Source organism: Bacillus sp. PK6-013 (genome assembly GCF_054161445.1).
Genome location: NZ_CP096417.1, coordinates 3,572,548 through 3,587,403 on the forward strand (window position 1 = coordinate 3,572,548; position 14,856 = coordinate 3,587,403).

12 protein-coding genes, 1 pseudogene and 1 riboswitch are annotated in these 14,856 nt (G+C 45.2%); of the genes and pseudogenes, 4 read left to right on the forward strand and 9 right to left on the reverse strand.

Going from position 1 to position 14,856, the window contains the following annotated elements; translation table 11 throughout:
- Nucleotides 1–106: 106 nt before the first annotated feature.
- Nucleotides 107–208, reverse strand: a riboswitch (purine riboswitch).
- Between the two features lie 115 nt (nt 209–323).
- The 6 genes from M1E03_RS18040 to M1E03_RS18065 all read right to left on the reverse strand — a co-directional run bounded on the left by M1E03_RS18040 (nt 324) and on the right by M1E03_RS18065 (nt 8,074).
- Entirely contained in the window at nt 324–875 is a 552-nt protein-coding gene (locus M1E03_RS18040) for a hypothetical protein (protein ID WP_229129506.1), read from the reverse strand.
- 40 nt (nt 876–915) lie between these two features.
- A complete protein-coding gene (gene guaA / locus M1E03_RS18045; RefSeq protein ID WP_020450427.1) occupies nt 916–2,457 on the reverse strand; it encodes a glutamine-hydrolyzing GMP synthase in 1,542 nt (513 codons plus the stop codon).
- Nucleotides 2,458–2,645: 188 nt separating this feature from the next.
- Nucleotides 2,646–4,868 (reverse strand): DUF4129 domain-containing transglutaminase family protein, encoded by a 2,223-nt coding sequence (locus M1E03_RS18050; RefSeq protein WP_219192613.1) that lies wholly within the window; start codon nt 4,866–4,868, stop codon nt 2,646–2,648.
- Nucleotides 4,869–4,872: 4 nt separating this feature from the next.
- A complete protein-coding gene (locus M1E03_RS18055) occupies nt 4,873–6,084 on the reverse strand; it encodes a DUF58 domain-containing protein (RefSeq protein ID WP_229129507.1) in 1,212 nt (403 codons plus the stop codon).
- Nucleotides 6,084–7,046, reverse strand: coding sequence for an AAA family ATPase (locus M1E03_RS18060; RefSeq protein WP_020450424.1), 963 nt, complete (start codon nt 7,044–7,046; stop codon nt 6,084–6,086). The genes M1E03_RS18055 and M1E03_RS18060 overlap by 1 nt, the downstream gene beginning before the upstream one ends.
- Before the next feature lie 155 nt (nt 7,047–7,201).
- On the reverse strand, nt 7,202–8,074 hold the full coding sequence (locus M1E03_RS18065) for a cation diffusion facilitator family transporter (protein ID WP_020450423.1): 873 nt from the start codon (nt 8,072–8,074) through the stop codon (nt 7,202–7,204).
- 451 nt (nt 8,075–8,525) lie between these two features.
- Here M1E03_RS18065 and M1E03_RS18070 point away from each other — a divergent pair.
- Nucleotides 8,526–8,870, forward strand: a pseudogene (locus tag M1E03_RS18070) (DUF4064 domain-containing protein); the annotation flags it as partial.
- Nucleotides 8,865–9,443 (forward strand): DUF4352 domain-containing protein, encoded by a 579-nt coding sequence (locus tag M1E03_RS18075; protein WP_458110812.1) that lies wholly within the window; start codon nt 8,865–8,867, stop codon nt 9,441–9,443. The pseudogene M1E03_RS18070 and the gene M1E03_RS18075, both read left to right, overlap by 6 nt.
- A gap of 36 nt (nt 9,444–9,479) precedes the next feature.
- On the opposite strand, the gene M1E03_RS18080 is transcribed toward M1E03_RS18075, so the two are convergent.
- The gene (locus tag M1E03_RS18080; protein ID WP_229129508.1) at nt 9,480–10,487 is read right to left on the reverse strand and encodes an acyltransferase family protein; all 1,008 of its coding nucleotides are present in this window, start codon (nt 10,485–10,487) and stop codon (nt 9,480–9,482) included.
- Nucleotides 10,488–10,761: 274 nt separating this feature from the next.
- Here M1E03_RS18080 and M1E03_RS18085 point away from each other — a divergent pair, with 274 nt between their 5' ends.
- Entirely contained in the window at nt 10,762–12,303 is a 1,542-nt protein-coding gene (locus tag M1E03_RS18085; RefSeq protein WP_229129509.1) for a multicopper oxidase family protein, read from the forward strand.
- A 108-nt stretch (nt 12,304–12,411) separates the two neighbouring features.
- Nucleotides 12,412–13,284 (forward strand): AraC family transcriptional regulator, encoded by an 873-nt coding sequence (locus tag M1E03_RS18090; RefSeq protein ID WP_257475303.1) that lies wholly within the window; start codon nt 12,412–12,414, stop codon nt 13,282–13,284.
- A 43-nt stretch (nt 13,285–13,327) separates the two neighbouring features.
- On the opposite strand, the gene M1E03_RS18095 is transcribed toward M1E03_RS18090, so the two are convergent.
- Both M1E03_RS18095 and M1E03_RS18100 read right to left on the reverse strand, forming a co-directional pair.
- Entirely contained in the window at nt 13,328–13,972 is a 645-nt protein-coding gene (locus tag M1E03_RS18095) for an SDR family oxidoreductase (protein WP_023855576.1), read from the reverse strand.
- Nucleotides 13,973–14,327: 355 nt separating this feature from the next.
- Nucleotides 14,328–14,591, reverse strand: a complete 264-nt coding sequence (locus tag M1E03_RS18100; RefSeq protein ID WP_033155046.1) for a hypothetical protein — start codon at nt 14,589–14,591, stop codon at nt 14,328–14,330.
- Nucleotides 14,592–14,856 lie beyond the last annotated feature (265 nt).

The following is a 14,856-nucleotide window of genomic DNA, read 5'->3' on the forward strand; positions in this document are numbered from 1 at the left end:
CGCTTTTATTGTTTCAAAAACCTTTGCTTTTAAACAAAAAACGCCCCAATTGGCGGGACGCTTGACTACGGCATATTTCATACTGAAAAAATGTTTTTTTCACGGACAAAATATTGTATACAAGCGTAGTCAAGCTATTTACGGTAGCTTGGTAGAAACTTATGGGCCATATCCCCATGATTATACGACAAGTCTTTTTTGAATTACTATACTATTGTAGCAATATCTAACGCTGAACACAATACAAAAAAACGAACATTAATGATTTTAATGTTCGCTTCGTTCGTTGTTTTTTCCAGATTCTGACCGTGGTCTGCAGCGGGTTAATTCCCTGTTTTCTTCAATTCAATCAAGTGCACCTTGTGATCATTGAAATAAAATTCAAGCACCACGTCTCTTTTTTTATCCTGATATTGTATTCCGGTTTCATACCCTTCGACAAACCAAAGCTCTTTATATTCTTTTCCATATGCTTCGACCACTGTTTGAAGTGTATCGTTGATTTTGATGCCTTTTGCAATAGTCACGGTTTGAGCGGAAGAAATATTGAACAATAGCACAATTTTCTCCTGTTTATCTATTTCTGCTTTTACGCCTGACATATTTTTGGCTTTATATTCCACAACCCCTGTTCCACTTTTTACAAATCGATGGTCATTTTTAACGCTGTCGCCGATTTTTAAGCCTGCAATACTCTCGTTTTCCAGACTGACGGATGTAAAGTTCACCGTTGCAGCAAAATAAAAAATGAACGCAAGTACGGCGAACAGACAGAGGACGCCTGATAAGGCCATTCGGGAAATTATTTTTTTCTTGAGCAGAAACAGAGCTGTTGCGGTGATGAAAGCAATGAATATAACTGATTCCTCTCCCAATAAAAAACGCCCCAGCCTCATAAAGGCTGGGGCATTTGTCTTATTCCCACTCGATTGTTGCAGGCGGCTTGCTCGTAATGTCGTAAACCACACGGTTAATGTGCTTCACTTCATTGACGATCCGTGTCGAGATTGTCTCAAGGACATCCCAAGGAATTCTCGCCCAGTCGGATGTCATGCCGTCAATCGATGTCACGGCGCGAATGCCGATCGTATAGTCATAAGTTCTTGCGTCTCCCATGACGCCGACGCTGCGGATATCAGGAAGAACAGTGAAGTATTGCCAAATATCTTTTTCGAGATCAGCTTTGGCGATTTCTTCGCGGAGAATCGCATCTGATTCGCGGACGATTTCAAGCTTTTCATCCGTCACTTCTCCAAGAACGCGGATGCCGAGGCCTGGACCCGGGAACGGCTGGCGCCACACGATTTCGTCAGGGATGCCGAGCTCGGTACCGAGCGCACGCACTTCGTCTTTGAAGAGCGTATTCAGCGGTTCGATCAGTTCAAACTGCATGTCTTCCGGAAGTCCGCCCACATTGTGATGCGATTTGATCGTCTGAGCTGTCGCTGTTCCGCTCTCGATAATGTCGGTGTAAAGCGTTCCCTGTGCAAGGAAGTCAATACCTTTCAGTTTTTCCGCTTCATCGTCAAACACGTAGATAAACTCATTACCGATGATTTTACGTTTTTGCTCAGGGTCTGAGACGCCTTTAAGCTTGTTCAGGAATCGGTCTTTCGCATCAACTTTGATCACGTTCATGTTGAAGCCTTCACTGAACGTCTTCATCACGCCTTCCGCTTCGCCTTTTCGAAGGAGCCCGTGGTCTACGAAAATACAAGTAAGCTGGTCGCCGATCGCTTTATGGATCAAGACCGCAACGACAGAGGAGTCAACCCCTCCGCTCAAGGCGCACAGCACTTGCTTATCGCCGACTGTTTCGCGGATTTTCTGCATTTCAATCTCAATAAAGTTTTCCATTGACCATTCGCCGGCACATTCACAAACACCGAAAACGAAGTTTTTCAAAAGGTCGTTTCCGTATTCTGAATGGCGGACTTCCGGATGGAATTGTACGCCGTACCATTTCTTATCCTTCTTACTCATTGCTGAATTCGGGCAATGATGGCTTGTCGCATCAACGGTAAAGCCTTCTGGAACTTCAACAACTAGATCACCATGACTCATCCAGACGACCTGTTCGTTTGGAAGATCTTTAAACAGATCCGGTTCACCCTCGATATGAATGTTCGCTTTTCCGTATTCGCGCTGGCTCGCCGCTTCTACTTTTCCGCCAAGGTAATGCGTCATCAGCTGCATGCCGTAGCAAATGCCAAGAACAGGGATATCCAGTTCGAAAATCTTTTCGTCGCAGCGGAAAGATCCTTCGTCATAAACGCTGTTCGGACCGCCGGACAAAATAATTCCTTTCGGATTCATTTCTTTAATTTCCTCTGCCGTCAACGTATGAGGATGCAATTCACTGTATACACCAAACTCACGAATGCGGCGGGTAATCAGCTGGTTGTACTGACTTCCAAAATCCAACACAAGAATCATTTCATTTACTAACTTCGTCATGGTGTCACCTCTTTATCAAATTGTCTTTTTGCACAGAAAAAATGGCGGCAGACACACGGCCGTCCTGCCCCCATTCACGGGACAAGGCCCGGCTTGTCCGATAGATAAGCCGCCGAGCCTGCCAGCAAGAATATATAAGGGTTTTTAATATTCACTTATTCTAACAATACGACTGAAAGCGGTCAAGACTATCTCTTTTTAATTAAATTTTCCCATAACTCCGCCGAATCATTCCACAGCTTTGCGGCGTCTTCCTTTCGATACAAAGCCCGTTCATATTGCCGGGTCAAAGCTGTCATTTCACCGTTTTGAAAGCGTTCATCAACCGTCTTCGCAAACTCGCGCAGCGTCTGCCCTTCTTCTTTTTGCATGCCTTGGCGCTTCAGCTGGCGGAGCAGCTCTTCGTAAGCTTTGAAGAAAACCGCGCCATCACGCCGTTTTTTCAGCCTGTTGATGATGATGTGCGGCATCCATTTTGCCCTTGTAAAGTAAAGCACCGCTGTCAACGCCAGCAACAGACCGAGTACGGCCGCACCAGTCAAAAGGGTACGGTCTGCATCCCCGCTGCCGGCATGAGAACCGCCATTGGCATCACGCTTTGTCTGAGGTTCGGGCTTCTCTTTGTTGTGTTCTTTTACATCCTGCGGACGCTGACCTCCGTCGTTTTTCTTATCATCTTCTTTTTTATCAGAAGCCGCGCCAGATTGCCGGCCGCTGGACTCTTCAACGAGCTGCTCCGGATTTAAAAAGCCTTTCGTCGGTTCAAACGTAACCCAGCCTTGTCCTTCAAAGTACACTTCAACCCAGGAATGGGCATTGTTGTTTGTCACCTCGTAAATCGTCCGTTTCCGGTCTGCCGTCGTTCCTGCATATTCACCGGATGTATAGCCTTTCACCCAGCGGGCCGGTATTCCGGCCGACCGCAGCAGCACGATCATAGCTGTGGAAAAATTGTCGCAGTAGCCGATTTTCGTCTCAAATAAGAACTGATCGACATAATCCTGCTCTCCTTTAGGAACAGCCACATCTTCCGTTTCATAAGAAAACTCGGAAGAACCGAGATACTTCTCAATCGCTTTCGCTTTGTCATATATATTATCTTCGTCTTTCGTTAAATCGTGCGCCAATGTTTTCACGCGGTCGGGAAGGGAAGTGGGAAGCTGCAGATACTTCTCATGGCTTCTGCTCCATTTTCCCTCCGACTCAAAGCTGACCTTCCTCAGCTGATCAACATCAAAGACGGGTGATTTATAGGTGGCCGAATAGCTTTCCAGGTTCTGAATGTCCGCGCCTGTCTTGCCGGCCGGTTTTATTTTCTCTGTGTTTAAGTTCATGCGGAGCGGCACAAAGAAATTGTTGAGCTTGATTTCAGTCGTCCCAATCGGATACAGGACGTGATCGTACCGATAAGCCGGATCGATATCGACGATCGCTTTGCGCGTTTCGGTCTTCACGCCTTCGTCGTACCACTGGTAATCCAGCTCACCCTTGTCAAGCTGGATGGACGCGCCCGTTTTTTCGTCTTCAATCCAGCCTTTACCTGTATAGCGGCTTTTCGTTTCCACCCTGAAATAGCTTCGTTCATTTCCCTGCCACGTAAATACCCATGTATCGTCTTTTGAAAATGGCCCGCCCAATGCCTCATCATTCGTTCCATAGCCGACTTTGCTTTTGCCTGAGGAAGCAAAATCGCCTGTCGCAGCCGTCTGCAGAAACGGCACCGGATCAGGCCAGACGGGATCGGCTTTCGGCGAGACCGCGCCGATGCAAACGGCGGCGGCAGTCATCAATAAGAGCGGTGTAAACCATTTGGCAAACCGCGATCTTGAGGATTTTAACGCTTCTGATTCCCTGATCCGTTCCAAATACAGCAGGCCGAGAAGCAAAAAGCCGATCAGCACGATCCGGACGATCGCATATGATGCGTCAAACGGCGTAAATGTATCGATCACCGCGATATAAACAACGGTCATGATAAAAAAGAATAAAATTCTGCGCTGATAGATCACCCAGTAATGCAGCAAGTATACAAGCAGCCAAAGAAGGACGTAAAAGAGCAGCGTCCGAAACAACGGCGACATATCCCGCCACATGCCGGAGAAAATATAGGAGAAATTTTGATTTAAATCCTGAAAAAGCAGGGCAATCCATGAAGGTGAAAACACCGATCCTTCGTAAAAAATCGTGTGCAGCGCAAACAGAACGAAGCCAAGGCTGACCGGAAATCTGATAAACCAAGGGACCTTAAAAAATGTAAGCAAGAATACTAAGGCAATAAACAAAATAAAAAAGACGGTGTGCCCCGTATCAGTAAAATACTGCAAAGGACGCAGCCATTCCCACAGCAGCAAAAAGGTTAGGACATAAAAAAGCAATAAACCGAAACTGTTTCTTTTTCCCCCGGACAACATTTTCTCACCTCGCTTCAGCAAAACCCCGGGAAAAATGTTCCCCGTAAATGACGTTCACTTCAATCCCCCGCGCTTTTAATTGTTGGACAGCGGCGCTTTCCTCACTTGAGAGAGCTCCGCCTTTTTTCTTCACCAAACAAATGACGGGCAGTCCGCCGGAGAGCGGTTTCTTCAAAACCTGCACCAATTCGTTGGTAATGCGGCTTGTCACAATATATTTAACGGCTTTTCTCATATCCGGATGGCCAAATTCCCCCTCCAGCAGACTGTGAAACGGCTGGACCGCATCGCAATCGGCAAGCGCCAAGTAGTAAAACAGCTTTCTCAGATGCTCCTCCCCTTGCCGAACCGGGAAGACATTCCGCTCTTTTCCTGTGGAAACAAGCCCTGCATTCGTCCCGCTCCTCATGGCAGAACGAATGATAGAAGCGGTAAACGCGACGATCTCTTCAAAAGCATCAGAGGGAGACTGATCCATGAAGACGAGCAGGTCATCCCCTTTCGTCTGCTCAAATTCCTTCGTCATCAGCTGGCTGCGCCGTGCTGACGTCTTCCAGTCGACCCATGCAAACCGGTCGCCCGGCTGGTATTCCCTGATACCTGATGCCAGTGTGCTGTCCTTTCGGCGAAGCTCTGAAACGCGGCCTGCATGTTCATCATAAGAGCTTCCGCTGGCGCGGAAAGTAATCTCTTGATAGGAAGGCAGAACGAGAAAGGAGTCTTCCAATTGAATCTCGCATTCTCTTTCCAGCAGTCCGAGCGGATCACCTGTGCGGACCCTGATTTTTGCTAAACGGTGGTCTCCTCTCGGGACCGAATTGATCGTGTACGTCATCTTAATTTCTTTTTTAAACCAAGGAAAGAGAAACTGTTTGGCTTCTGCCGAACGCCCGTTTCTCCCCAGCGAATCAGGCAGACAGTCTTCCACGATCATAAACATGATCGGAAAGGGCCATTTTCTCTTTAGCACGACAAAAGCCTCCAATTGATCACCGGCTTTATACTGCCCGCGGCTCAGCCTCCGCTCCGCTGTCATGTTCTTCAGCGGATAAAAGGCAAGCATGAAAGCATAAAGCACAAAGGGAAGAAATGAGTAGAACAAAAACCAGCTGACAAATCCCCCTTGAAACATCGCATAGCAAAACGTTGAAGCAAACAGAAGAAACACGATAAACAGCTTCCATCCGTACTTCACAAGACCGATGCGCTCTCTCATCAGTTGCTCATCGGCCTTCTGACCGGAACTTCCGTTTTTGACATAATGTCCTGAAGAACAGCTTCAGGCCGCTTTCCTTCAAATTTCGCCTCTGACCGTAGAATCATTCTGTGTGCAAGGGTAAAAGGCGCCAAATACTGAATATCATCAGGAATGACATAATCACGGTTATATAAAAATGCAAACGCCTGAGCAGCCTTCATCAAGGCGATTGAGCCGCGCGGACTCACGCCGAGATAAACGGCGGAATGACTCCTCGTTTTTTGGGCGATCTCAACAATGTATTCTTTAATCGCAGCGTCTACATACACCTTTTCAGCCTCTTTTTGAAATGCGGCAAGCTCTTCTTTCTCTATGACAGGCTCAACTTCCTCAATCGGGCTGCGGTTTTCCTGAAGATCGAGCACTTGAAGCTCTTCGCGCACTGTCGGATATCCCATTCTCAGCTTGAATAAAAAGCGGTCAAGCTGAGCTTCCGGCAGCGGATATGTCCCTTCATACTCGACGGGGTTTTGTGTGGCCATTACAAAAAAAGGTTTTGAAAGCGGCATTGTCACTCCGTCTACTGTCACACTTCCTTCTTCCATCGCTTCCAGAAGCGCCGACTGCGTTTTCGGCGACGTTCTGTTGATTTCATCTGCGAGAATGATATCTCCCATAATCGGGCCTGAACGGTATTCAAATTCCAGTGTTTTCGGATTATATATGGAAACGCCTGTTACATCTGAAGGCAGTAAATCTGGCGTAAACTGGATTCTCTTAAATTCAGCGCCGGTTGACTTTGCCAGGGCGCGAACCATCATCGTCTTTCCGACGCCTGGAACGTCTTCCAGCAGGACGTGTCCGTTTGCAAGAATGGCAGTCAGGCTTAAAACGGCAATATCTTTCTTTCCTACCATTACTTTGTCAATATTATCAGCTACTTTTCCCAAAACGGGATGCAGCGTTTCTTCGTATGCCATCCTCTTCCTCCTCATTGCTGACGAATCGAATTTATTTAACTTTACCATAAACGATGTACTCTCAGAAAACAACTAACTGGAGGAAAATAGAGTTTTGTCTTTTTTTATTTCGAATTTCAGAGTGAAAAACAAAAAAAGCGGTCAGTGACCGCTTCTTATTTTTCTCCAGATGGCTCGATGTGAACATGGGAATGAACGATCGAGTGTTCCTCCTGCATTCTTCTCTCAATTTCATCGGCGATATCATGGCTTTCTGCAATGTTGAGGTCGGATCTCACTTCCACGATGATTTCCACGTGGATAGTGCTGCCCAAATAACGCGCTTTAACATCTTTGATTTTGCCGACGCCGGGAACTTTCCGAATCGTTTCTTTATACGTTGAAATATGTTTAATATCGAATCCGTCCGTCAAAGAATGGGCCGCCTCTTTAAAAATCCCCCAAGCCGTTTTGCAGATGATCAATCCGATGATAAATGCGGCTGCCGTATCGACCCAGGCAAGGTTAAATTGCGAAGCAAAGATGCCTGCGAACGTTCCGATGCTGACATAGGCATCCGATTTATTATCGGCGGCGGCTGCATAGAGGGCATGGCTGTTTACCTTTTTTGCCAGCCTTTTATTGTAGAGGAAAACCAAAAACATCACGACGGCACTGCCTGCCGCCGTCCAAGCCGCAATCATGTCCGGTGTCGTTTCTTTCGGATTAAACAGCATTTCACCCGAGCTGTACAGCACCTCAAGACCGACCACCATCATGATAAATGAAGCGATCATCGAGGCGATCGTCTCAGCGCGGAAATGTCCGTACGGATGGTCTTCATCAGGCGGCTTCTGAGAAATCCTGAGGCCGATCAGCACCGCTACTGAGGCGATAATATCTGTTGTATTGTTCAGTCCGTCGGCTCTGAGGGCTTCGGAGTGAAATAGAAGCCCGACGGCCAATTTAACAGCCGACAGTACAATGTAAGCGATGATGCTGACCCATGCCCCGGTTTCACCTTTTTTTAATTCATCATACCGTTCCATAAAAAGCTTCCTTTCCCATCCGTGTTTTCGCTTTTAATCATACAAAGCAAAACTTGAGTGAGTCTATAGAAACATGATTCACTTCTTGCAGAAATATAGTCAGAGTAGAACTTTTTTTATTTAAGGAAACAAATTTCAGTTGGGTCAAAACCGGTAAAACCCGCTCTGTATAAGGATTTTGCGAAAACCTCAATTTATTCACGCTGCATAGGATTAAAAGGTCGGCATCTTCTTTCTGAATATTTTTTCTTTAGTTCCCCTGCATGATTCTTCTAAAAAACATTAAACAAACCCAAAATTTAAACGATATTAAAAAAAGTCGAAAATAGTCCTTAAAACTCTGACAATATAAAATAATAGTAAAATAGTCACGAAAAATATATGGACTTTTTTCCTTTTTTGGATTAATATGTTTTAGACATTATGACATAGCTTATAAGGGGGACATCACATGTCAGAACAAACGAATTTTCAAGCCCCTGTCAAACGTACAGCAGAATTTGTACTGGGGTTACTAGGCGGTATTTTCGGGATTTTTGCAGGATTTTCAGGTTTATTATTCGGAGGATTAGGCGCCGCTTTAGAAGCGGATGGCGCCGGAGAAGTTATCGGATCTTCCTGGGCGGTTATTTTGCTGTCTGCACTGGCCATCGTCGGTGCATGTATCGTAAAAAAACATACTAAATTAGCGGGTACTTTTTATATCGCGGCTGCAATAGGAGGAACTGTCGGCGTCAGCCTGGCATATATCGTTCCGCTTATTCTGCTATTAATCGGCGGATGTAAAGCATTGTTCAGCGGCGAGAATAAAGGCCTTGTCTTTAAAAAATGGTGGTTCTATGTCACGATTATTGGATCCATCGTATTCGTCATGATATTCGCTTCAAGCGGCTCTTCTTCTCAAGAAAGCAAATCGTCCGGTAGCAGTGCAAAGACGACAGCCGCAAAAACTAGCGAAGAAAAAAGCAATGACGATGCCAAAGAAAAAACTGAATTTGGTTTAAATGAAACAGCTGATCTGGATGGCACCCAAATCACAGTGACCAACGTTAAAAAATCGATGGGCAATAAATTTATCAAACCAAAAAAAGGTAATGAATATGTGATTGCAACAGTTAACATAGAAAATAAAAGCGATAAAGATATTTCTTACAACCCGCTTGATTTTCAAATTCAAAACGAAGATGGACAAATTACGCATAATACTTATGCACTTTCAGATGATAACCAATTATCATCTGGAAATCTGACAAAAGACGGTAAGGTTTCTGGAACTATCGCTTTTCAGACAAAAAAGAGCAAAACATATAAAGTTATTTTCACTTCTAATTTTTGGAATGATGAAAAAATCACTTTTAACCTTCAATAATTCAAAAAAACTTGCAAAGTCTCCTTTGCAAGTTTTTTAATTGCATTTCTTCCGCCCAAGCACGATCGGATACCGGTTCAATAAAAAGATGCAAGGCACCATAACAAGCAATGTCATACCGGTGTAAAGCGCGCTCCATAACAGGGAACCGTATGTCTCATCAAGGGAAACCTGGGTAAAGTAGTAGACGACGGCTTTCAGCATCCTGATGACCGGGTAGTGCAGTACGAGAATGATCAGCGAGTTTTTGCCGAGGAATTGGAGTAGCTTCATTTTTTCGAGTTTAAAACTGCTGAAAATGACGCCTGCCGTTCCCAGAAATGAGGTCAGATAAAAGACCGCCATGTTTCCATACTCATTGGCCCTCATATCCACTCTGACGTTCAGGGTCTGTAAAAAGCCGACCGCGATGAATAAGAGAAGCGCTGGCAGCAGCGTTCTTCCGTCTCTCATCTCCCTCAGGCTATTTCTCGACAGAAAACCGGCCGAATAAAATACGATGGCGGTCAAGGCCACTTCAATATTCCACGGCAGCTTGATGCCCACAAATTGATCATTCAAATAGCCCAAGGCGGCCGACACCATTACGGCAATGACGATAAACAGCCTTCCTTTCCCCCATCTCTTCACGATAAAAAAAAGCATTTCAACGAGGAATAAGCATGTTAAAAACCAGAGCGCCGGGTTGTGTGTCAGCATGTAGTCATCAGGCATCGAATAAAAAATGCCTTTAAACGGTACAACCGGATCGACATCCGAACTCCCCGTAAACGTAAAATGCCTCTCAACGAGAACCCAGAATAAATAGGCAAGAACGGAAAAAATGAAGTACGGCAAAAGAAGCGTCTTTATTTTTTTAAGAAGAAATGATGTAAAAGTCATCTTCCCATCATGGTAAACGAGGCCGGACAGAAAGAAAAACAGCGGCATATGAAATGCGAAAATGAACGTTTTCAGCCAATCCGGCGTCGGTGTATGGCCCAACACGACCAATATAATTCCCACGCCCTTCGAAACATCAATCCACTCTATTCTTTTCTGCAATACGGGTATCTCCTTTCAGACCGCTTCGCCCCATAAGAAAGGGTTTACACATAATGTATCATCATCCCCGCCTTTCTTCCTCCGCGAAGCATGCCTTAAGGCAATTTTTAATCGTTAGGAAATATTCTGTTCATCTTCTTGTCATGATCGATTCTTTTTTTTAACATTCTCAGCACAAATTACATTTCTTATTCTCATCATGAGGAACCAGACCATGCAACCCGTCTTATAATGTAATGATCTTTTCATTAGAACAAAAGAGGACAGGTGAAACATGAAACTTGAAAAATTCGTTGACAAACTCCCCATTCCGAAAGTGCTTAAACCCCACAGCAAAAGCAAGGAAATGACCTATTATGAAGTCACGATGAAAGAATTTCAGCAGCAGCTCCACCGCGATCTGCCGCCGACCCGGCTGTTTGGATATAACGGGGTCTATCCCGGCCCCACCTTTGAAGTGCAAAAACACGAAAAAGTCGCGGTCAAATGGTTGAATAAGCTTCCGGATCATCATTTTCTCCCCATCGACCATACAATTCATGACGACGGCCATCATGAACATGAAGTCAAAACGGTCGTTCATCTGCATGGAGGCCGGACACCGCCTGATAGCGACGGTTACCCGGAAGCCTGGTACACTAAAGATTTTCAAGTCAAAGGCCCTTTTTTTGAAAGGGAGGTGTATGAATATCCGAATGAGCAGGATGCTACGGCTCTCTGGTATCACGATCATGCAATGGCCATCACAAGGCTGAATGTATATGCGGGGCTTGTCGGTTTATATTTTATCCGCGACAGGGAAGAGCGGTCATTGAACTTGCCGAAGGGAGAATATGAAATTCCGCTCTTGATTCAGGATAAGTCCTTTCATGAAGATGGTTCATTGTTTTATCCGCGGCAGCCTGACAACCCTTCGCCGGATCTTCCCGACCCGTCGATTGTTCCGGCTTTTTGCGGTGATACCATTTTAGTCAACGGCAAGGTATGGCCTTATGATGAACTGGAACCTCGAAAATACCGTTTTCGGATACTGAACGCCTCCAATACGAGAATCTTTGAGCTGTATTTCGATCATGACATCACATTTCACCAAATCGGCACAGACGGTGGTCTTCTGCAACATCCGGTTAAAGTCAATGAACTGGTGATCGCACCGGCTGAAAGATGCGATATCATCGTTGATTTTTCACGAGCTGAAGGAAAAACCGTGACATTGAAAAACCGGATCGGCTGCGGCGGACAAGACGCGGATCCCGATACAGATGCCGACATCATGCAATTCCGCATCTCAAAACCATTGAAGCAAAAAGATACAAGTTCATTGCCGAGAATATTGAGAAAACGCCCATTTTACCGGAGACACAAGATCAATACCCTTAGAAATCTGTCGTTGGGCGCGTCCCTTGACCAATATGGAAGACCTGTACTGCTTTTAAACAACACAAAATGGCATGAACCGGTAACTGAAACTCCAACCCTCGGCAGCACTGAGATCTGGTCGATCATCAATGCCGGAAGAGCGATCCATCCGATCCATTTACATCTTGTCCAATTTTTGATTCTCGACCACCGGCCGTTTGATATCGAACGGTATCAGGAAAACGGAGAACTAGTCTTTACAGGTCCGGCAGCTCCACCGGCACAGAATGAAAAGGGGCTGAAAGACACCGTCAAAGTACCTCCTGGCTCGGTGACGCGGATTATCGCAACCTTCGCGCCGTACAGCGGCAGATATGTGTGGCACTGCCACATTCTGGAGCACGAAGATTACGATATGATGCGCCCTCTTGAAGTAACCGATATTCGTCATCAATAAGAAAAAGCCTCCGCATTTGGAGGCTTTTAAAAAAGCACAAATCATCAAAAAAACCATCGCTTGATCCTGTACAATAAGATCATCAAATCGTAAAGGCTGTGGATGAATATGGATGATTACGAAAGAATTCAAAACGCGGTTCATTTTATCGAAGAACACCTTCAAAACGATTTAAACATTACGGATATTGCGGCTAAATCATGTTTCTCCCCATTTCATTTTCAAAGGCTTTTTCAGGCGATCTCCGGTTTTTCCGTTTATCAGTACATTCGCAACCGGCGTCTGTCTGAAGCTGCGCTTCTGCTTGAGAAAACGGACCGTTCCATTCTCGATATCGCAATCGATTTTGGCTATGGCTCACAGGAAGCTTTCGGCAGGGCATTCTCACAGTATTTCGGCATCACTCCGGCCAAGTACCGCAAAGCAAAGGTCAAGCTTGATTTTCAAACCAAAATGAATTTTCTCGAATATAAAGAAAGGATGACTGGAGATATGAACATCCCAAAGCCGCACATCACTCATTTAAACGATATACATATGATCGGATATGAGTACCGGACAAATTTAAACGAGGAAAAGTATTTCGAAGATATCCCGAAATTCTACAACGATTTCGGCAGAAATGGATACTTTATGCAAATCCCTCAAAAAACAGATCCGAATATGTGTTACGGGCTGTCATGCCGCTTCCAGGATGACGGAGGTTTCTCATTTATCATCGGGGAAGCCGTTCGCGAAACAGCAGCCGGAGAAGTGCCGGAGCCGCTTATGTATATGAAAATTCCCGGCGGCAAATACGCCGTATTTCATGTGCACGGATCGACCGAATCCGTGCAGAACACAAGAAGATACATCTATGGATCATGGCTGATGAATACCAATTACGAGAGAACAGAAGGACCGGACTTTGAAGTGACTGATGTGTGCCGTTCGGTGCCGCCCAACGAGATGAAGATGACCATCTATATTCCGCTTCTGTAAAAACGCCGGGGAACCTTCTGACCACAGGTTCCCCGAATCACTTTCATATCGATTTAAGCGCCTCGGCGGGCGTTTGATCACCCGAAACCAAATCGAATGAACGCCGGAATGTATGCTCTTCAGCGAGCGCCGCCAAGATGGTATCAGCCACATCTTCTCGCGGAATCGTTCTGCGCTCAAGGTTTTCCGCCGCTTTCACCCGGCCTGTACCCGGTTCGTTTAACAGGCCTCCCGGACGGATAATCGTGTAGTTTAATCCGCTGCCTTCAAGAATCCGATCCGCATAATGTTTGGCGACATAATACGGCTTTAACGCTTCACTCCAATTTTCACGGCGGTGTGCCTGCAATGTGCTGACCATAATAAAACGGCGGATGCCCGCTTTTTCGGCAGCTTCGATCGTTTTAACCGCCCCATCCAAATCCACCAAAAGCGTTTTATCAGCGCCCGTTTTGCCGCCTGAGCCGGCGGTAAAGACAATCGCGTCGCAGCCTTTCGCCGCTTCTGCGATGCTTTCCACGGTGCCTTCTAAATTAGCGAGCGCGGTTTCTATTCCCGATTGTTTCAAAGCCTGCGCCTGCTCTTCGTTTCTCACCATTGCTCTGACTTGATGTTCATCGCTCTCATTCAAGCTTTTCGTCAAACGGCGCCCGATTTGTCCGTTCGCCCCCACTACAAACACTTTCATCTGTTCATCCTCCTTGTTGTCCAGTTTCTTTTTTCATTATTTCACTGTACAGACAATGTTTCAAACCCCCGCTCTCCAAAATGTGCGAATGCTAAAAAGGCTCCCCATTATCACTGTAGGCAGCCTTTCAGATTATTGATAAAAAAGGTCGGACTTTTATAACCTGCCCTATTTTTATCCAATTCATTCTGTTTTCTGGTGATGAGAACCATTCAAGTCAAGCTTGCCGGATTTTCGAGATTTTGGCAGCAAAAGCATTAAACGTAAATTCACCTTTTCTCCGCGGGCCGAAAATAACCAACCTCTCTCCTATTCGAAAAAACCTCGCGCTGATGACAGTCCGGATTTTTCATGCCTAAAGCCACAAGTATGTTGCCAGTGCCAATAAAAGCAAATAAAGGCCGGCAATGAAACGAAACACACCCTTTTTTTCGGAAAAAGGAGGGTTGATTAACATTACAATAATAGTGGGCGCGAATAATACAATGAGAAAATATTTGTATTCTATAAAAAACGTACACACGGAAAGAAGAATAGAGATATAGAAAACTGCGATAAAACCACTTCCAAACTTTTTCTTCAGTTCTAGCAGCTTATCTCTCTGTTGTGTATTAAACATAATGACCTCCTATCAGAATTTATGTCAATCATCGCAGCAACAACGTAAGAATTGAAAATAAAAAAATCAAGATTACTCCTTAGAAAAGCTGAAACCTCTGATTTAGAACAACTAAAAAACTAACTTTTCAGAGAGAAAAATACAGTTATAGACGGTGTAAGTTATACTATTTTTTGATTCCATTTATCCCCCCAATAATATGTATAGTAAAAGTGAACAATATTTGTGCTTAAAGAATACCATACACTAAATTGTTAAATCGAGG